This is a genomic window from Cedecea sp. B1(4) (assembly GCF_059414925.1).
Genome location: NZ_JCAHMZ010000003.1, coordinates 330,707 through 348,845 on the forward strand (window position 1 = coordinate 330,707; position 18,139 = coordinate 348,845).

The 18,139-nt window shown below is 53.3% G+C and carries 16 protein-coding genes and 1 riboswitch; of the genes, 7 read left to right on the forward strand and 9 right to left on the reverse strand.

The annotated features are described in order from the left end of the window. Positions 1 to 105 precede the first annotated feature (105 nt). Positions 106 to 873 (forward strand): DedA family protein, encoded by a 768-nt coding sequence (locus tag ACR6JA_RS09055; RefSeq protein WP_213715123.1) that lies wholly within the window; start codon positions 106 to 108, stop codon positions 871 to 873. On the opposite strand, the gene thiQ is transcribed toward ACR6JA_RS09055, so the two are convergent. From thiQ to sgrR, 4 genes are all read right to left on the reverse strand, one after another. After that, positions 870 to 1,568: a thiamine ABC transporter ATP-binding protein ThiQ gene (gene thiQ, locus ACR6JA_RS09060; RefSeq protein ID WP_494493923.1), complete on the reverse strand. Its 699-nt coding sequence runs from the start codon at positions 1,566 to 1,568 to the stop codon at positions 870 to 872. The genes ACR6JA_RS09055 and thiQ overlap by 4 nt on opposite strands. Beyond that, positions 1,552 to 3,162 carry a thiamine/thiamine pyrophosphate ABC transporter permease ThiP gene (gene thiP / locus ACR6JA_RS09065; RefSeq protein WP_494493924.1) on the reverse strand — a complete coding sequence of 537 codons (1,611 nt, stop codon included), beginning with the start codon at positions 3,160 to 3,162 and terminating at the stop codon, positions 1,552 to 1,554. Before thiP ends, thiQ begins: the two co-directional genes overlap by 17 nt. Beyond that, positions 3,138 to 4,121: a thiamine ABC transporter substrate binding subunit gene (gene thiB, locus ACR6JA_RS09070; RefSeq protein ID WP_494493925.1), complete on the reverse strand. Its 984-nt coding sequence runs from the start codon at positions 4,119 to 4,121 to the stop codon at positions 3,138 to 3,140. The genes thiP and thiB overlap by 25 nt, the downstream gene beginning before the upstream one ends. Before the next feature lie 31 nt (positions 4,122 to 4,152). Then, positions 4,153 to 4,254, reverse strand: a riboswitch (TPP riboswitch). A gap of 49 nt (positions 4,255 to 4,303) precedes the next feature. Beyond that, positions 4,304 to 5,962 carry an HTH-type transcriptional regulator SgrR gene (sgrR, locus tag ACR6JA_RS09075; protein WP_008461747.1) on the reverse strand — a complete coding sequence of 553 codons (1,659 nt, stop codon included), beginning with the start codon at positions 5,960 to 5,962 and terminating at the stop codon, positions 4,304 to 4,306. A gap of 87 nt (positions 5,963 to 6,049) precedes the next feature. Here sgrR and sgrT point away from each other — a divergent pair, with 87 nt between their 5' ends. Continuing rightward, on the forward strand, positions 6,050 to 6,229 hold the full coding sequence (gene sgrT / locus ACR6JA_RS09080; protein ID WP_008461749.1) for a glucose uptake inhibitor SgrT: 180 nt from the start codon (positions 6,050 to 6,052) through the stop codon (positions 6,227 to 6,229). A 112-nt stretch (positions 6,230 to 6,341) separates the two neighbouring features. Further along, positions 6,342 to 7,520, forward strand: a complete 1,179-nt coding sequence (locus ACR6JA_RS09085; protein WP_494493926.1) for a sugar efflux transporter — start codon at positions 6,342 to 6,344, stop codon at positions 7,518 to 7,520. A gap of 36 nt (positions 7,521 to 7,556) precedes the next feature. Here the strand turns inward: ACR6JA_RS09085 and leuD are convergent, their stop codons facing one another. The 5 genes from leuD to leuL all read right to left on the reverse strand — a co-directional run bounded on the left by leuD (position 7,557) and on the right by leuL (position 12,419). Next, the gene (gene leuD, locus ACR6JA_RS09090) at positions 7,557 to 8,162 is read right to left on the reverse strand and encodes a 3-isopropylmalate dehydratase small subunit (RefSeq protein WP_008461753.1); all 606 of its coding nucleotides are present in this window, start codon (positions 8,160 to 8,162) and stop codon (positions 7,557 to 7,559) included. Between the two features lie 11 nt (positions 8,163 to 8,173). Next, on the reverse strand, positions 8,174 to 9,574 hold the full coding sequence (gene leuC, locus ACR6JA_RS09095; protein WP_494493927.1) for a 3-isopropylmalate dehydratase large subunit: 1,401 nt from the start codon (positions 9,572 to 9,574) through the stop codon (positions 8,174 to 8,176). A gap of 2 nt (positions 9,575 to 9,576) precedes the next feature. After that, complete coding sequence (gene leuB, locus ACR6JA_RS09100; protein ID WP_166993533.1) at positions 9,577 to 10,668, reverse strand: 3-isopropylmalate dehydrogenase; 1,092 nt, start codon at positions 10,666 to 10,668, stop codon at positions 9,577 to 9,579. Continuing rightward, the gene (leuA, locus tag ACR6JA_RS09105; RefSeq protein ID WP_008461762.1) at positions 10,668 to 12,245 is read right to left on the reverse strand and encodes a 2-isopropylmalate synthase; all 1,578 of its coding nucleotides are present in this window, start codon (positions 12,243 to 12,245) and stop codon (positions 10,668 to 10,670) included. The genes leuB and leuA overlap by 1 nt, the downstream gene beginning before the upstream one ends. A gap of 90 nt (positions 12,246 to 12,335) precedes the next feature. Then, positions 12,336 to 12,419, reverse strand: coding sequence for a leu operon leader peptide (gene leuL, locus ACR6JA_RS09110; RefSeq protein ID WP_139827388.1), 84 nt, complete (start codon positions 12,417 to 12,419; stop codon positions 12,336 to 12,338). Positions 12,420 to 12,863: 444 nt separating this feature from the next. Between leuL and leuO the strand changes: the two genes are divergently transcribed. The 4 genes from leuO to cra all read left to right on the forward strand — a co-directional run bounded on the left by leuO (position 12,864) and on the right by cra (position 17,613). Continuing rightward, positions 12,864 to 13,808 carry a transcriptional regulator LeuO gene (gene leuO / locus ACR6JA_RS09115; RefSeq protein ID WP_213715133.1) on the forward strand — a complete coding sequence of 315 codons (945 nt, stop codon included), beginning with the start codon at positions 12,864 to 12,866 and terminating at the stop codon, positions 13,806 to 13,808. 405 nt (positions 13,809 to 14,213) lie between these two features. Next, the gene (ilvI, locus tag ACR6JA_RS09120; RefSeq protein WP_213715135.1) at positions 14,214 to 15,938 is read left to right on the forward strand and encodes an acetolactate synthase 3 large subunit; all 1,725 of its coding nucleotides are present in this window, start codon (positions 14,214 to 14,216) and stop codon (positions 15,936 to 15,938) included. 2 nt (positions 15,939 to 15,940) lie between these two features. Continuing rightward, a complete protein-coding gene (ilvN, locus tag ACR6JA_RS09125; protein ID WP_008461768.1) occupies positions 15,941 to 16,432 on the forward strand; it encodes an acetolactate synthase small subunit in 492 nt (163 codons plus the stop codon). A gap of 176 nt (positions 16,433 to 16,608) precedes the next feature. After that, positions 16,609 to 17,613 carry a catabolite repressor/activator gene (gene cra / locus ACR6JA_RS09130; protein ID WP_008461770.1) on the forward strand — a complete coding sequence of 335 codons (1,005 nt, stop codon included), beginning with the start codon at positions 16,609 to 16,611 and terminating at the stop codon, positions 17,611 to 17,613. The last annotated feature ends 526 nt before the right edge of the window (positions 17,614 to 18,139 follow it).

An 18,139-nucleotide genomic window follows, 5' to 3' on the forward strand; every position in this document is an offset into this window, starting at 1 on the left:
ATTGTCCGGAACTTTACCGTCTATTCTTTATTCATAGAAATGAGACCTTGACGCCTGTCACGTTAATTCTGGAGAATCGCCCGCTCGCTCATCGACGGAAAGCTTATGGAAGCCTTACTGGAACACTTTATTACACAGTCAGTTGCATATTCGCTTCTCGCGGTGATGCTGGTGGCCTTTTTTGAGTCGCTGGCGCTGGTGGGACTGATCCTGCCGGGCACGGTGATGATGGCCGGACTGGGGGCGCTGATCGGCAGTGGCCAGGTGAATTTCTATTATGCCTGGGGCGCCGGGATCGTCGGCTGTCTGCTGGGTGACTGGATCTCGTTCTGGCTTGGGCAGCGTTTCAAAGGGCCGCTGCACCGCTGGTCATTTATGAAGAAGAATAAAGCTCTGCTGGATAAAACCGAACATGCGCTGCATCAGCACAGCATGTTTACGATCCTGGTTGGGCGCTTTGTTGGCCCTACGCGCCCGCTGGTGCCGATGGTTGCTGGCATGCTGGATTTACCGCTGGCGAAGTTTTTGCCGCCGAATATCATCGGCTGCCTGCTCTGGCCGCCGCTCTATTTTCTGCCGGGGATCCTCGCCGGGGCAGCAATCGACATTCCTGCAGACATGAAAAGCGCGAGCTTCAAATGGCTGCTATTGGCGGTGGCTTTACTGCTTTGGCTGGCCGCATGGCTAAGCTGGCGTTGGTATCGCAGCGGTAAGCCAGGCTCAGATCGACTGGCCCGCTATTTACCGCAGGCCCGACTAAATTGGCTGGCTCCGCTGATGCTGGTGGCGGGCATTGGCAGTTTTGTCGCCTTGCTGCAGCATCCCTTGATGCCGGTTTACTGGGATATCCTTCGGAAGGTGCTGTCGCACTAAGTGCAGATTCCCAACAGCGCGGAGGCGCTTGCCTCGCCGCTGAGCAACCTGCCCGTTTCGCCGTCCCATGCAATGCGCCCGTCTTTTATCACGATGCTGCGGCCGGCGATGCGGGCGGCATCTTCAATACTGTGGGAGACCATCAGCAGCGCCAGCTGTTGCTCCCGGCATAGCTCGTCGAGCAGCTGTAGCATTTCTTTGCGCAGCGCCGGATCGAGCGCTGAGAAAGGTTCGTCCAGCAATAAAACGGGCTGCTGACGAACCAGGCAGCGAGCCAGGGCGACGCGCTGCCGCTGGCCGCCGGAAAGCTGAGACGGCAGACGGTCCAGCATGTCAGTTAACCCCACGCGTTCCGTTATTTCCCGCAGTCGCTGCTTCTGGGCTTCATCAAGTTTCATTCCCGGATGCATGCCCAGGGCGATATTTTGCCGGACGGTCAAATGGCTAAACAGATTATTTTCCTGGAAAAGCATGGAAACCGGGCGAGCTGAAGGCGGTGTCAGGGTGTGATCCACGCCGTCGATGACGATGTTGCCGCTGGCAGGCTGCAGGAACCCGGCGACCAGGCTCAGTAACGTACTTTTCCCCGCCCCGCTTGGCCCCAGGATGGCGATTCGTTCCCCCGCCGCAACCTTCAGGGAAAAGCGCATGGGTAACTGCTGGTACAGCCAGGTTACATCAGTCAGAGTTAGCATCTTGCCCCGGAAGTTTTTCAATCAAGGTAAACAGCATAAAACAAAGCAGCAGTAGAAGTAGCGCTGTGACTGCGCCTTCCTGGCTGCGGTAAGAGCCGATCTGCTGATACAGCCAGAAGGGCAGCGTGCGGAAGTCTTCATTGCCGAACAGCGCCACCACGCCGAAATCGCCAATCGACAGGACGCAGGCAAATGCCAGCGCCTGGGCTATTGGGCGTTTCAGCGCTTTTAACTCAATAAATCGCAGGCGATTAAAGCCGCTGATATTTAGCGACTGGCAAAGCTGAGAGTAGCGTTCCGCCACATCTCGCATGGGGTTTTCGAGCACCTTTAAGGCGTAAGGAATCGCCATCAGCGCATTGGTAAAAATAACAATGCCGTCGGCGGATTGCGGCAGGCCCACGGTATTGTTTAACAGCAAGAAGAAGCCGGTGGCGAGGACGATGCCCGGCATGGCCAGAATCAACATGCCGCTAAGTTCAATGGCCTGCCCGGCGAAGCGTTGGTTACGCAGCCGAAGTTCACGCGAACTCCAAAGCAGCATCAGCGTCAGCGTCACGCTGACAAGCCCGGCGGCAATGGCAATTCTCAGTGAAGTCCAGAGCGCGTTCCAGAGCGCTGGCTGCCGTAGCACGCTGCCCATGCTGCCGTTAACCCCATCGACCACCACCGCTAGCAGCGGTGGGAGCAGCAGCAGCAGGGCGAGCATGATAAGCAGGCCATCGCTAAGTTTTCGGCGCAGAGAATCCTGTGGATCGCGCCAGCCCTGAAGCTGGCTGACGCCGACGGGAATCGCCTTGCTTAACTTCTGACTCAACAACACCAGGCCAAGGCAACACGTCATTTGCAGCAGAGCCAGCAATGCCGCTTTGGTGGGATCGTAGTCGTAGCTTAATGCCTGAAAGATGGCCAGCTCGATGGTGGTTGCCTGTGGGCCGCCGCCCAGAGAAAGCACGGTGGCGAAGCTCGCGAAGCAAAGCATAAAAATCAGGGCGCCAACCGGGAGTATCTGGCGGCGCAGCCAGGGCCACTCGACGAAACGGAAGAAATGCCAGCCCTGCATCCCCAACTGTGCCGCCAGCTGACGTTGTTCCGAAGGGATATTGTTCAGCGCCTGCAGCAAAAGGCGGGTCGCCATCGGCATATTAAAGAAGACGTGCGCCAGCAGAATGCCCTGTAGGCCATAAGGGGAAAAGCGCCATTCAAAGCCCAGCCAGGCGCAGAGCGTTGCCAGCCAGCCTTCTCGCCCATAAACGGAAAGAATACCGAAAACGGCGACCAGCACCGGCAGCACCAGCGTCATGGCGCACAGCCTCAGCAGCGCCAGTCGGCCAGGAAAGCGGCGGCGGTAAAGCGCGCGGGCTAAAAAGATTGCCGGGAAAACGGAAAGTGCGGCGGAAAGGAAGGCCTGCCAGAATGAAAAGCGCAGGACGTGCCAAAGATAGTCGTCCTGTAAGATGGCAAAGACATCCACCTGCGGAGCGTTAAGCCACAGCGCCAGAAAAGCCGCCAGGGCTACCGCCACGACCAGCGTTGCGGCAAAGAGCCCTGGATACAGCCAGCCTGGTATTAGCGGCTGACGGCGCGTTGCCATTCATTGATCCATTCTGCGCGCTGGGTGGCCACCTGCTGAGGGGGAAATTCCAGCGTGGTTTGCGGCTTCACCAGGCTGTCGAAGCCAGCAGGTAATGCCACGTTGGTCACCGGATACATCCAGTTGCCGGTAGCAATGGTGTTCTGGAAACCTGGCGTGGTGATGAATTTGATAAATTTCTCGGCGAGTTCAGGCTGTTTACTGTTCGCCAATCGGCCCGCAACTTCAACCTGCAGGTAATGTCCTTCGCTAAAGTCCGCGGCGGCGTAGTTGTCTTTCTTCTCTTCGATGATGTGGTAGGCCGGGGAGGTGGTGTAGCTGAGTACCAGGTCGGCTTCCCCTTTCAGGAACAAGCCGTAAGCTTCGCTCCAGCCTTTGGTGACGGTGACGGTTTTTTTCGCCAGCTTTTGCCAGGCTTCCGGGGCTTTATTGCCGTACACTTTTTGCATCCACAGCAGCAGGCCAAGCCCTGGGGTGCTGGTGCGCGGATCTTCGTAAATGACCTTCCATTTTTGATCGCTTTCAACCAGCTCTTTCAGGCTTTTTGGCGGGTTTTTTAACTTGTTCTTGTCGTATACGAAAGCAAAGTAGCCGTAATCGTAAGGCACGAAGGTGCTGTTCCTCCAGCCGCCTGGCACCTGAAGGACGCCGCGTTCAATATTAGAAGGCGCAAACAGTTTGGTTTGCGTGGCGGCCTCTACCAGGTTGTTGTCCAGCCCCAGCACGACATCCGCTTTGCTGTTCTTGCCTTCCATGCGCACGCGGTTCAGCAGAGAAACGCCGTCTTCCAGCGCCACAAATTTCAGCTCGCAGTTACAGTCGGCCTCAAAGGCTTTTTTCACCGCCGGGCCAGGGCCCCAGTCGGCGGCGAACGAGTCGTAGGTGTAAACGGTTAATACAGGTTTAGCGAAAACGGGCATGGCGGCCAGCGCCAGCAGCGGCAGAAATTTTTTGAACACTTTGCACCTCAGTAAAAGGGGGCAAAGGAATTGAGTTGAGTGTCTCAAATCCCTTCGCCGGCGTTATCCGGATCAGGTTCGACGGGTATTATCTCAGCGCGGACAAACTGTCCTGGCACCCCGTTGAGCAGGGAGGATTCTACTGATTTCCTTTGGGTTACGGAAGTCATGTTACGAAAGCGTTATGGCCCCGGTGGGGCAAACCAGGCTGACTTGAAATCAAACCAGCCTAGCGTGTTCATCCTCACCCCGCGCATACTGCGCTGGCCTTCAATGCGCAACCAGTGGTGAATCAATGGGATAACGTCATTGCGCTCCAGCATTTGCTTGCACCACTCAGGCAGGGCCAGCGTTTTGCTGTGCCAGCGACGGGCATCGCCCTGCCAGTCGCCAGGGATGCATTTTTGAATCAGCGGGACTTCGTAAAGCTGGGCAAACAGAGAGTATTCCAGCGGCATGGTGAAGTTCACGCTGTTCAGCCAGATGTCGCTTTCGGCCTCGCCCTGATGCCACTCAGCATAGTCTATCTCCTGCACAACCAGCTTCACGCCCTGCTCTGCGAGTAATTCGGTCATGATGCTACTGATCACCCGGTGCTCTACGTGGTCGCGGTAGTAGGTAAGCGTTATGCTCTCCAGGCCGGCAGGTTTAGGGAGCAACGGTCCGGGCCTCGAATGGTGCCAGCGGGGGAGCAAACCATAAGCCGGGAACCAGTACTGCTGATACTGCTCGGTAGCGCGGTAGATAAGGTTAACCGGGGAGAGAATATGCCCAATCCACTGGCGCACGCTTTCGTCAACGCCAAGGCTGGATCGGCTGTCGAACAGCAGATAGTAGCAGCCTTCTTCCGGGCGGCTTTCGACGGCTTTTTCGCTGTCCGGCATGCCCTGGAGCTGCACGCCGCAGCTGGACTCCTCGCCAACTTCCGGCAGTACCCAAAAGTTGACCTCGTCAATGAGCGCCCGGAAGCCAAAGTAATCATCAAAGGCGTGGATCTTCAGCTGGTTGCGGTTGTTCCGTGCCACGGAATAGGGGCCCGTGCCGATGGGCTGGCTGGCGAAATTCGTCATCGTTGTCCATTCGCGCGGCAGGATCATGGCGTTCACGCTGCCCAACAGCCACGGCAGCCAGTCATCCGGCTGACTAAGGTGGATATCCAGTGTCCAGATAGTCGGCGAGGTGATTTGCGTGATATGGGCAAAAAGCGGCAGAGCGTTGATGCGCTGCAGGGAAGAGATGATATCGAGCATGTCCAGCTCGCGACCGTGGTGGAAATGGATGCCTGGGCGCAGGAAGAAGCGCCAGCGTAAAGGGGATATTTGCTGCCAATGGTGAGCAATATCCGCTTCGAGTTCCCCATTTTCCTCATTTATTCGCGTCAGGCCGCTAAAAATCTGGCGAGCGATGTGGGTTTCAGAGCGGCGCAGCGCCGAGCCGGGCAGCAGATTTAGCAGCGGGCGATAGTAAAGGACACGCAGAATATGTCGGCCCTGGCGAAAACTACGGCCAAGATGAGAAATCAGCATCTGGCGGACCGCAGCTTTGTCGCCGACGATTTGAACCAGCTGATCGATGCGATCCTGCTCCAGTAGGTCTTCCGCCCGCTGCTGCTGAAGCGCCAGCCCGGTATAGAGGAAAGTGAGCTGTGAGCGCTTGCCTCGTCCGGCTTCCGCCTGCCAGCTTAGCCAGCCCTTTTCCTGCATCGCATTAAGCAGCGTACGCATATGGCGGCGGGAACAGCTCAGCAAATCTGCTAAATCATTGAGCGTGGTTTCCTGAGGTTTGCCTTCGCAGCATTGCCACAGGCGGATGAATTGTTGTTGCAGGCGTGACGAAGACATAAAAGAGGAACTCCTGGCGGAAACTCATCAATTTAACTCTCCCTATATTACGTCAATAATGATTCCCGATGAAGCGAGGAGGTGTTTATGAAGCGGTCATCACCTGCGAAGTTTTTCCAACAGTACTTTGCCGCAACACAGTTTGTTTGCTCTGGATGGCTGGCTCGCCTGACGGTGGAGCAAAGACTAAGGATGCTCGAAGACTTGATGCAGTGGGAGGTTACAACCCCGATGCCCGAGAACGCCAACGCGCCGACTCATGTGTGACTGAGTATTGGTGCTTTTCACCGGCCAGCAGCTGTTTACTGCTGGCTTTTTTCGTTTAATCTTTATGCATTTAACAAATACCTCTGAAGACATCTCCTTTTAAGGACATTCCATGCTCTGGTTTTTGACCCGCGCACGCCGTTTTAACCCTGTTTACGCTGCCTTCATGGCCGTCTCTTTTATGATTGGCGTGGCCGGGGCGCTGCAGGCTCCGACGCTTAGCCTGTTTTTAACTCGAGAAGTCGTAGTGAGGCCGTTTTGGGTCGGCCTGTTTTACACCGTTAACGCGATTGCCGGGATTGGCGTCAGTTTGCTGTTGGCCAAAAGGTCGGACAGTCGGGGCGACCGGCGAAAACTGATTATGGTTTGCTGCGCGATGGCGGTGGCAAACTGCGTTCTGTTTGCCTTTAATCGTCATTATCTGACGCTGATTACGCTTGGCGTGATGTTTGCCTCAATAGCCAATACCGCCATGCCGCAGATTTTTGCCCTGGCGCGTGAATACGCCGACCGTTCCGCTCGCGAAGTGGTGATGTTCAGCTCGATCATGCGGGCGCAGCTTTCTCTGGCGTGGGTTATCGGGCCGCCACTCTCTTTTATGCTGGCGCTGAAATATGGCTTTACCACGATGTTTCTTATCGCTGCCGGGATATTCGTTATTTCACTGGCGCTAATTATTTTCGCGCTGCCGTCCGTGCCGAGAGTTGAGCAGCCCGAAGAGGTGGCAATAACGCAGGTCAGCGGCTGGAAAGACAGTAACGTGCGGATGCTGTTTATCGCTTCGATGCTGATGTGGACCTGCAACACCATGTACATCATCGATATGCCGCTGTGGATAAGCCAGGATCTTGGGCTGCCGGATGAGCTGGCGGGGTTATTAATGGGCACGGCGGCAGGGATTGAGATCCCCGCGATGATCCTCGCCGGCTACTACGTGAAGCGCTTTGGAAAACGTAACATGATGGTGGCGGCGGTTGGTGCGGGCGTGCTGTTTTATGTTGGGCTGATCCTGTTCCACTCGAAAACGGCATTGGTGATCTTACAGCTGTTTAATGCGGTGTTTATCGGGATCATTGCGGGGATAGGCATGCTGTGGTTCCAGGATTTGATGCCGGGAAGGCCGGGTTCTGCGACGACGTTATTCACCAACAGTATTTCAACGGGCGTGATTCTGGCTGGGATACTGCAGGGCGCGCTGGCGGAAGGTTTTGGTCACTATTCTGTTTACTGGCTGATGGCGGTGCTGGCGGTGGTCGCGCTGTTCCTGACTAGCCGGGTTAAGAACGTTTAAAATTTTCCCCTCTCATGAGCGAGAGGGGAAAATGAATTACCGCATAAATGCTGGCAGTTTTTGCTCGTAGCCAGAAATAGCGGCTTCGTGCTGTAGCGTCAGGCCGATGCTGTCCAGGCCGTTCAACATGCAGTGACGGCGGAAGCTATCCAGCTCGAACGAATAGCTTTTCTCACCCGCCTGAACCGTCTGGGCTTCAAGGTCGACGACAAACTTAATGCCAGGCTGGGCATCGACCAGCTTGAACAGCTCATCAACCTGCTCATCGCTCAAGATAACCGGCAACAGCTGGTTGTTAAACGAGTTGCCATAGAAGATGTCCGCAAAGCTTGGCGCGATGACCACTTTGAAACCGTAGTCGGTTAATGCCCACGGGGCGTGCTCGCGGGAAGAGCCGCAGCCGAAGTTTTCACGCGCCAGCAAAATAGAGGCGCCTTTAAATTCCGGGTAGTTCAGCACGAACTCCGGGTTAGGCACTTGCCCGGCATCGTCCAGAAAACGCCAGTCGTTAAACAGGTGGGCGCCAAAACCGGTGCGGGTGACCTTCTGCAAAAACTGCTTCGGGATAATGGCATCGGTATCGACGTTCGCCGCGTCCAGCGGAACGACCAGGCCGGTATGTTGGATAAATTTCTCTGCCATGGTAGTTCCCCTTATTTCAATGTACGAATATCGGCAAAATGACCGGAAACAGCGGCTGCGGCTGCCATCGCCGGGCTGACCAGATGAGTACGCCCGCCACGGCCCTGGCGACCTTCGAAATTACGGTTGCTGGTGGAGGCGCAACGCTCGCCCGGATTCAGACGGTCGTTGTTCATGGCCAGGCACATGGAACACCCAGGCAAACGCCACTCAAAACCGGCTTCAATGAAGATCTTATCCAGCCCTTCAGACTCGGCCTGAGCTTTAACCGGACCTGAGCCTGGCACAACCATGGCCAAAACTCCTGGTGCGACTTTGCGACCTTTGGCGACTTCAGCTGCTGCGCGCAGGTCTTCAATACGCGAGTTGGTGCAGGAACCGATAAAGACTTTATCGATAGCCACTTCGGTCAAGGGAATACCCGGTTGCAGGCCCATATAGGCCAGCGCTTTTTCTGCCGAGGCACGTTCTACCGGATCGCTGAAAGACTCCGGAGCAGGAATATTATCGGTGACGGAAATCACCTGGCCTGGGTTGGTTCCCCAGGTCACTTGTGGGGCAATGTCGGCGGCGTCTAAGGTGACGATGGCGTCAAATTTAGCGCCTTCGTCGGTGCTGAAGGTTTTCCAGTACTCGACGGCTTCATCCCAGTCCGCGCCTTTAGGGGCGTGCAGACGACCTTTCACATAGTTGAAGGTGGTTTCATCCGGCGCAACAATCCCGGCTTTGGCCCCCATTTCGATCGCCATGTTGCACAGCGTCATGCGGCCTTCCATGCTCAGGGCACGAATAGCGTCGCCGCAGAATTCAACCACGTGACCGGTACCGCCGGCGCTGCCGGTTTTGCCGATGATAGCCAGCACGATATCTTTGGCCGTGATCCCCGGGGCCGCTTTGCCCTGGACTTCAATTTTCATGGTTTTCGCACGACCCTGTTTCAGAGTCTGCGTTGCCAGGACATGCTCAACTTCGGAAGTCCCAATCCCAAAAGCCAGCGCGCCGAATGCACCGTGAGTGGCAGTATGGGAGTCGCCGCACACGATGGTCATGCCCGGCAGGGTGATCCCTTGTTCTGGCCCCATAACGTGAACGATGCCCTGATAAGGGTGGTTCAGATCGTACAGCTCAACGCCAAACTCTTTGCAGTTCTTCATCAGTTCCTGCATCTGAATACGGGCCATCTCGCCGGAGGCATTGATGTCCTTAGTTTGGGTCGACACGTTGTGGTCCATTGTGGCGAAGGTTTTCCCCGGCTGACGAACCGGGCGGCCATGGGCGCGCAATCCGTCAAAGGCCTGCGGGGAAGTCACTTCATGCACCAGGTGGCGATCGATATACAGCAGCGGTGTCTCTTCCGGGGCTTCATACACGACGTGGGCGTCGTACAACTTCTGATATAAGGTCCTGGCCATGATTATTTCCCCTGAGCGATGTAGCGGGCAATGATATCGCCCATTTCGTCGGTGCTGACTGCGTGACCATCGCGGGCTAAATCCCCGGTACGGTGGCCTTCTTCTAACGCGCGATTAATGGCGCTTTCGATAGCCTGCGCGGCTTCTTCGGCATCCAGGCTATAGCGCAACAGCAGCGCCAGCGACAGGATCTGCGCGATAGGGTTGGCAATGTTCTTCCCGGCGATATCCGGTGCTGAACCGCCCGCAGGTTCGTATAAGCCAAAGCCTTGTTCGTTGAGGCTGGCAGAAGGCAGCATGCCCATAGATCCGGTGATCATGGCGCACTCGTCGGACAGGATGTCTCCGAACAAGTTGGAGCACAGCAGAACGTCGAACTGCGATGGATCTTTAATTAACTGCATAGTGGCGTTGTCGATATACATGTGGGACAGCGACACATCCGGGTATTCTTTAGCGATTTCGTTGACGATTTCACGCCACAACAGTGAGGTTTGCAGCACGTTTGCTTTATCAATGGAGGTCACTTTGCTGCGGCGTTTGCGGGCAGATTCAAAGGCGATGCGTGCAATGCGCTCGATCTCAAAGCGGTGGTAAACCTCGGTATCGAAAGCTTTCTCGTGCATACCGCTACCTTCACGGCCTTTCGGCTGGCCGAAATAAATCCCGCCGGTCAGTTCGCGAACGCACAGAATGTCGAAGCCGTTAGCTGCGATGTCGGCGCGCAGCGGGCAAAACTCTTCCAGCCCCTGATACAGACGCGCAGGACGCAGGTTGCTGAAGAGTTTAAAATGTTTACGCAACGGCAGCAGGGCACCGCGTTCAGGCTGTTCTGCTGGCGGCAGATGTTCCCATTTCGGGCCACCTACAGAGCCGAACAGAATCGCATCGGCCTGCTCACAACCTTCGACTGTGGCCTGCGGCAGCGGGCTGCCGTGGCGATCAATCGCGGCACCACCGACGTCATAGGAGCTGGTGCTGATGCGGATATCAAAGCGATTGCGAACTGCATCCAGTACTTTCAGGGCCTGAGCCATCACTTCCGGGCCAATACCGTCACCCGGCAAAACTGCAATATGGTAATTTTTCGACATTACACGGTTTCCTGATTTTGTTCTTTATTCTGATGTTGAGCTTTGCGTTGCAATTCTTTTTCGACTTCACCGGCACGCCAGATGTTGTTCAGCACGTGGACCATGGCTTTGGCTGATGATTCGACGATGTCGGTTGTCAGCCCTACGCCGTGGAAGCGGCGGCCGTTGTAATCCACCACGATATCTACCTGGCCCAGGGCGTCTTTGCCCTGCCCTTTGGCGGTTAAGCTGTATTTCACCAGCTCAATGTTGTAATCGGTGATGCGGTTAATTGCCTGATAGACCGCATCCACCGGGCCGTTACCGTTTGCTGCTTCAGCTTTGACCTCTTCGCCGCAAACCAGCTTCACGGATGCCGTCGCGATACCGTTAGAACCCGACTGCACGCTGAAATAATCCAGGCTGAAGTGCTCAGGCTCTTCCTGCTGCTTGTTGATGAAGGCCAATGCTTCCAGGTCGTAGTCAAATACCTGGCCTTTTTTATCTGCCAGTTTCAGGAAGGCGTCGTACAGGTTATCCAGGTTGTAATCAGCCTCTTTGTAACCCATCTCATCCATGCGGTGCTTAACCGCGGCACGGCCGGAGCGTGAGGTCAGGTTCAGCTGTACCTGATTCAGGCCGATGGATTCTGGCGTCATGATTTCGTAGTTTTCGCGATTTTTCAGCACGCCATCCTGGTGAATACCGGAGGAGTGGGCGAAGGCGCCGGTGCCGACGATAGCTTTGTTGGCCGGAATTGGCATGTTGCAGATTTGGCTAACCATCTGGCTGGTGCGCCAAATTTCCTGATGATTGATATTGGTGTGCAGGTTCATGATGTCCTTGCGCACCTTGATAGCCATAATGACTTCTTCCAGTGAGCAGTTACCCGCCCGTTCACCGATGCCGTTCATTGCGCCTTCCACCTGGCGAGCACCCGCGTGAACTGCCGCCATGGCATTACCTACGGCCAGCCCCAAATCGTCGTGGGTGTGCACGGAAATAATCGCTTTATCAATGTTCGGCACGCGCTCATACAAACCGGTGATGATGTTGGAGAACTCAAACGGCATGGTGTAGCCGACGGTATCTGGGATGTTAATGGTGGTTGCACCTGCGTTGATCGCGGCTTCGACTACGCGAGCCAGGTCGGCAATCGGCGTGCGGCCAGCATCTTCACAGGAAAATTCTACGTCATCGGTGTAATTACGGGCGCGTTTCACCATATAAATAGCGCGCTCAATGACTTCATCCAGCGTACTGCGCAGCTTGGTGGCGATGTGCATTGGAGAGGTGGCGATGAAAGTATGAATACGGAAGGCTTCAGCGACTTTTAAGGATTCAGCGGCAACATCTATGTCTTTCTCAACGCAGCGAGCGAGGCCACAAACGCGGCTGTTTTTGATATTGCGGGCAATAGTCTGTACGGATTCGAAATCACCGGGGGAAGAGACAGGGAAGCCGACTTCCATGACGTCGACGCCCATACGTTCCAGCGCCATAGCGATCTGCAATTTCTCTTTTACGCTCAGGCTTGCCTGTAAAGCCTGTTCGCCGTCGCGCAATGTGGTATCAAAAATAATGACTTGCTGGCTCATGGTTCGGTCCTTTATCTCTTTGGGTGCCTTCGCGACGAGCATAAAAAAACCCGCGCATTGGCGCGGGTTTTTTCTGTCTGAAGGCTTGAATCAACGCTGATTGTCGCCCACCAGTCTACCGCGCAAATAAGATGCGTTTAGTAGTAGACCAAGTAGGCGGACGGTGCGATTCATGTTTCAAGCCCTGTGCAATTTCGTGATGTATTTATTGGTACTTGATCTCAACGCAGGTGTCAACCTTTAGGCTGGCTGGGGGAGCATTGGGCCGATGGGCTAGCTGCGTTTTTTCAGTGAAAGATACCGAGAAAGCACCTTTTCTTAATATATTAATTAAGATTATAAATCACAATGTCGTCTGATAATAGACTGAATTTTAAAAAATACATCTTATGAATATGATAGAACTGATGTATTGTTCCCGGCCTGACATGTTTTTTATTATTCGCTAAATGCGCTGCGGGTTTTTATTGAGTGGTTTTTAGATGATTTTTATTACTTCAATTATAAGTGTTCTAGTTAACTGAGTTGTTATAAAAGGCAAGTGTCAGGTGAATAATAAAATGGAGTTTACCAACCTATGCATTGTGGAATGGTCCTCAATTCATTACTGGAGTAAAAATGGATTATAAAATTAATAAGAGTCAGGAGACTCTGGATGCAATAAAACCTCGACTTCGTAATGTAGACTTAAACTTGCTGACCGTTTTTGATATGGTGATGAGAGTACAAAGTATTACCGGCGCCGCCAGGTTGCTGGGGATGTCTCAACCTGCCGTCAGCAACGCCGTGTCCCGGTTGAAAATGACTTTTAATGATGAGTTATTCGTTCGCAATGGTCGGAATATACAGGCAACAGCCAGAGCTTTTCAGCTTTATGACGTGATTCGTGACGCCTTACAGATGGTCCAGAATGAGCTACCGGAAGGGGATTTTGATCCTCTGAGGAGCAAGCGGCAGTTTACGCTTTGCGTTGCCAGTCCTTTAGACAGTAAAATAATGTCACGTATTTTAGATGCGATGAAATATACGGCACCAAACGTTCAATTAATTTTTAAATCTTCTTTTAATGAAGATATTGAGCGGCAGCTACGCTATCAGGAAGTTGATTTTTTGATTTGCTATGATGAAATCCCTCGGCCTGAGTTTAAAAAAATCCCACTGTTTGAGGATGAAATCGTTTTAGTCACTGGCCAGGATCATCCTGGTTTTTGTTCTCCGCTAACGACGAGTGATTTCTATAATCAGCAGCATGCGGTGGCTTCCCCTGAATGTTATGGCTCCTTCAGTTCGCCGTGGTATGACACGTTGAATAAGCAAAATGCGATTGCCTATCAGGGAATGGCAATGACCTGTGTATTAAATGTGGTTTCACAAACACGGCTTGTGGCAGTTGCACCACGCTGGTTGGTTGATAGTGTTTCTAATGAATTGAATCTAAGGGTGTTTTCTCTGCCTTTTATCAAAAGAAAGCGTACTTGTCATTTATCCTGGTATGGCTCAGTCGGGCAAGACAAGGGGCATTTGTGGATGCAAAATCAGATAGCAAAAAGCTTATGTCAATAACGTTACCAGTACTATGGATACTCGGGCCTGAACAGCCCGTTTCCACTTTTTTATATTAGAAAGACAGTATTTTATACTTTAGCATTTTCTGGTGGCCCCTTCCTCACAGCTTAATAATGCTAAATTAATACATAACGCACTGTGTTTCCCCACATCTTTGGCATATTCGTCATTAGTCACCCTCTCTATTTAGTCGATCGCTCCGCTAAGCCTGATTTTTATAGAGGTGAGTGCAATTTCTTCTCTTCAGGTTGCTCTGGCGGGTAATTGCCTGACGGATCTTGAGCGGTTATGTTAATGGGCTAAACCTATAAAAATGATACAGGCAGAGACACAACCTGTCGCAACGACGGTGCGGAAATGACTTCTGCATGCAGTCAAAAACGTGAGCCTGGAGGCAAAATCATGGAGATGTTGTCAGGAGCCGAGATGGTCGTCCGGTCGTTAATCGATCAGGGCGTAAAACAAGTATTCGGCTATCCGGGAGGCGCAGTACTCGATATTTACGATGCGCTTCATACTATGGGTGGGATCGATCATGTGCTGGTACGCCATGAACAGGCTGCAGTGCATATGGCCGACGGCCTGGCGCGTGCTACGGGGGAAACTGGCGTTGTGCTGGTGACTTCAGGGCCTGGCGCTACAAATGCTATTACCGGCATTGCAACCGCCTACATGGACTCTATTCCGATGGTTGTGTTGTCCGGGCAGGTCGCAACTTCATTGATTGGTTACGACGCCTTTCAGGAATGTGACATGGTCGGTATCTCCCGACCAGTCGTTAAACATAGCTTCCTGGTAAAACAGGTCGAGGACATACCAGGGATCATCAAAAAGGCATTCTGGCTTGCTTCCAGCGGCCGCCCAGGGCCGGTGGTCGTTGATTTACCCAAAGACATCATGAGTCCGCTGAATAAGCTGCCGTATGCCTGGCCAGACGCCGTTAGCATGCGCTCTTACAACCCAACGACGCAGGGCCACAAGGGGCAGATCAAGCGCGCCCTGCAGACGCTGATTGCGGCTAAAAAACCGGTGATGTACGTAGGCGGTGGGGCGATCAATTCAGCCTGCGAGGCAGAATTGTTGACGATTGCCGAAAAGCTCAACATTCCGGTTGTCTCATCGCTGATGGGGCTAGGTGCATTCCCGGCTACACATCGGCAGTCTCTGGGGATGCTGGGCATGCACGGCACCTACGAAGCCAACATGACGATGCATCATTCGGACGTCATCTTTGCCGTTGGCGTTCGCTTTGATGACCGAACCACTAACAATCTCGCTAAATACTGCCCGAATGCGACGGTGTTGCATATTGATATCGACCCTACGTCTATCTCCAAAACAGTTGCGGCGGATATCCCAATTGTGGGGGATGCGCGTCAAGCTCTGACACAAATGCTGGACTTGCTTACTCAGGAAGACATTCAGCAATCCGGGGATGATATTCGGGACTGGTGGCAACAGATTGAACAGTGGCGCTCTCGTCATTGCCTTGAGTTCGATCGCCATAGCCAGGCTATCAAGCCGCAGGCTGTTATTGAAACCGCTTATCGCCTGACGAACGGAGATGCTTATGTCACCTCCGATGTGGGCCAGCACCAAATGTTTGCCGCGCTCTATTATCCGTTCGATAAGCCACGCCGTTGGATAAATTCCGGTGGTTTAGGCACGATGGGCTTTGGTCTTCCTGCCGCGCTTGGCGTGAAGATGGCGTTGCCGGATGAAACGGTCATTTGCGTCACCGGCGATGGCAGTATCCAGATGAATATCCAGGAGCTTTCTACCGCGCTGCAGTACGGCTTGTCGGTTCTGGTTTTGAACCTTAACAACCGTTACCTCGGCATGGTGAAACAGTGGCAGGACATGATTTATTCGGGCCGCCACTCTCAGTCTTATATGGAGTCGCTCCCTGACTTTGTTCGCCTGGCTGAAGCTTATGGCCATGTGGGGATTAGTATCACTAAGCCAGAAGAACTGGAAAGTAAACTCGCCGAAGCGCTGGAAACCGTGCGCGGTGGGCGACTGGTGTTTGTAGATGTCACAGTTGATGGTACTGAACACGTTTATCCGATGCAGATTCGCGGTGGCGGTATGGATGAAATGTGGCTAAGCAAAACGGAGAGAACCTGATTATGCGCCGGATATTATCTGTATTACTGGAAAATGAATCAGGTGCGCTGTCCCGAGTCATTGGTCTGTTTTCCCAGCGTGGTTACAACATTGAAAGCCTTACCGTAGCGCCTACGGACGATCCCACGCTTTCTCGTATGACGATCCAAACCGTGGGTGACGAGAAGGTGCTGGAACAGATTGAGAAACAGCTGCACAAGCTAGTGGATGTGTTGCGCGTCAGTGAGCTGGGGCAGGGGGCCTACGTTGAGCGTGAAATCATGCTGGTGAAGGTACAGGCCAGCGGATACGGGCGGGAAGAGGTGAAGCGCAGCACGGAAATTTTCCGTGGGCAAATCATTGATGTGACGCCAACGCTTTACACCGTCCAGCTTGCCGGGACCAGTGATAAGCTCAATGCGTTCCTTGATACGATCCGTGATGTTGCGAAAATCGTCGAAGTGGCCCGTTCGGGTATTGTTGGCGTTTCGCGTGGCGATAAGATCATGCGTTAGTCCCGAATGTGATCTAATTCACATGCCCGGTAATCACTGCCGGGCTTTTTTTTGCAAATAAGAAAACAAGCGCCTGCAAAAGCGGTTGCCGGAGTTATTATTCTGCGCTTAGATGTGAATGTCGTTAACCATAACCAGAGCATGGGTATGGATCACCTGGAGAGTAAGGGGCTACAGTGAAATTGGATGAAATCGCGCGTCTGGCTGGCGTGTCGCGTACCACGGCAAGCTATGTTATCAACGGAAAAGCAAAACAGTATCGCGTCAGCGATAAAACCGTTGAGAAAGTCATGGCGGTGGTACGCGAGCATAATTACCACCCTAATGCGGTAGCCGCTGGGCTACGTGCAGGACGCACGCGTTCTATTGGGCTGGTGATCCCAGACCTGGAAAACACCAGCTACACCCGTATAGCAAATTACCTTGAGCGTCAGGCTCGCCAGCGCGGCTATCAGTTGCTGATCGCTTGCTCTGAGGATCAACCCGACAACGAAATGCGCTGTATTGAACATCTTCTGCAGCGGCAGGTTGATGCCATTATAGTGTCTACCTCGTTGCCGCCGGAGCATCCTTTTTATCAGCGTTGGGCAAACGATTCGTTCCCGATTATTGCGCTCGACCGTGCGTTAGACCGTGAACACTTCACCAGCGTTGTCGGTGCCGATCAGGACGATGCAGAAATGCTGGCTGAAGAGCTGCGGAAATTCCCTGGTGAAAATATCCTTTACCTTGGTGCATTACCTGAACTGTCCGTGAGCTTCCTGCGTGAGCAAGGGTTCCGTACTGCCTGGAAAGACGATCCTCGTACCGTCAATTATCTCTACGCTAACAGCTATGAGCGTGAGGCTGCCGCTCAGCTTTTTGAAAAGTGGCTGGAAACTCACGAGATGCCTGATGCGCTCTACACAACGTCCTTCGCACTGCTGCAGGGCGTGATGGATGTCACGTTGCGCCGCCAGGGGCGGCTGCCTTCGGAGTTGGCGATCGCCACCTTTGGCGATCATGAGCTGCTGGATTTCCTGCAGTGTCCGGTATTGGCGGTCGCACAGCGTCACCGCGATGTTGCCGAGCGCGTACTGGAACTGGTGCTGGCAAGCCTTGATGAGCCACGTAAGCCGAAGCCAGGGTTGACCCGAATTCGCCGCAATCTTTATCGTCGGGGTAGCTTAAGTCGTTACTGATAAAGAGATCATTATCAGCCACTTAAAGTTAATTAAGATTTTTCCCGTATATTTACCCTTATTTTTTAAGGCAATTAATTAGGCGGGAAAAATCGGGTAAAAAAATCTCCATCGCGAAATAAATCTCTTCTCTGTATTATTTTGTTACACACCAGCAGTTAAGAAATGTTGGATTATTAATCATTAGCAACCTCTCTTTACTTCTGTCTCGCGCAGAGTCAGCGCCAGACGGGCATCTGGCGCTGTTCACTCGCTTTGAAATACCTTAAAATGCCGCCCGCGTCGCAAACTGAGTACTTAATATTTCTCCAAACAAGTATTCGGTCGTTTTAACGCTGTTGATGTTTATTGGTCTTTTTCTTTCAAATATTCATAACGTTAATTTTGCCTCGCTATTGCGGGCTTTTTCACGCCAGCCATTTATCAATCGCTTAGGCGCGGGAATTTATTCCCGTAAGCGGCCTGGCTGGCTTGACAAGGTTTTCCTCCCCTCCGTAAACTCCTTTGTGTGGGAATTTGTGGGTTA

Coding starts and splice junctions, on each gene's coding strand:
- sgrT (WP_008461749.1), top strand. CDS start 6,050: ATGAAGCGGTCATCACCTGCGAAGTTTTTCCAACAGTACTTTGCCGCA.
- leuA (WP_008461762.1), bottom strand. CDS start 12,245: ATGAGCCAGCAAGTCATTATTTTTGATACCACATTGCGCGACGGCGAA.
- ilvN (WP_008461768.1), top strand. CDS start 15,941: ATGCGCCGGATATTATCTGTATTACTGGAAAATGAATCAGGTGCGCTG.
- ACR6JA_RS09055 (WP_213715123.1), top strand. CDS start 106: ATGGAAGCCTTACTGGAACACTTTATTACACAGTCAGTTGCATATTCG.
- thiQ (WP_494493923.1), bottom strand. CDS start 1,568: ATGCTAACTCTGACTGATGTAACCTGGCTGTACCAGCAGTTACCCATG.
- thiP (WP_494493924.1), bottom strand. CDS start 3,162: ATGGCAACGCGCCGTCAGCCGCTAATACCAGGCTGGCTGTATCCAGGG.
- ACR6JA_RS09085 (WP_494493926.1), top strand. CDS start 6,342: ATGCTCTGGTTTTTGACCCGCGCACGCCGTTTTAACCCTGTTTACGCT.
- ilvI (WP_213715135.1), top strand. CDS start 14,214: ATGGAGATGTTGTCAGGAGCCGAGATGGTCGTCCGGTCGTTAATCGAT.
- sgrR (WP_008461747.1), bottom strand. CDS start 5,962: ATGTCTTCGTCACGCCTGCAACAACAATTCATCCGCCTGTGGCAATGC.
- leuL (WP_139827388.1), bottom strand. CDS start 12,419: ATGAATCGCACCGTCCGCCTACTTGGTCTACTACTAAACGCATCTTAT.
- leuO (WP_213715133.1), top strand. CDS start 12,864: ATGGATTATAAAATTAATAAGAGTCAGGAGACTCTGGATGCAATAAAA.
- leuB (WP_166993533.1), bottom strand. CDS start 10,668: ATGTCGAAAAATTACCATATTGCAGTTTTGCCGGGTGACGGTATTGGC.
- leuC (WP_494493927.1), bottom strand. CDS start 9,574: ATGGCCAGGACCTTATATCAGAAGTTGTACGACGCCCACGTCGTGTAT.
- leuD (WP_008461753.1), bottom strand. CDS start 8,162: ATGGCAGAGAAATTTATCCAACATACCGGCCTGGTCGTTCCGCTGGAC.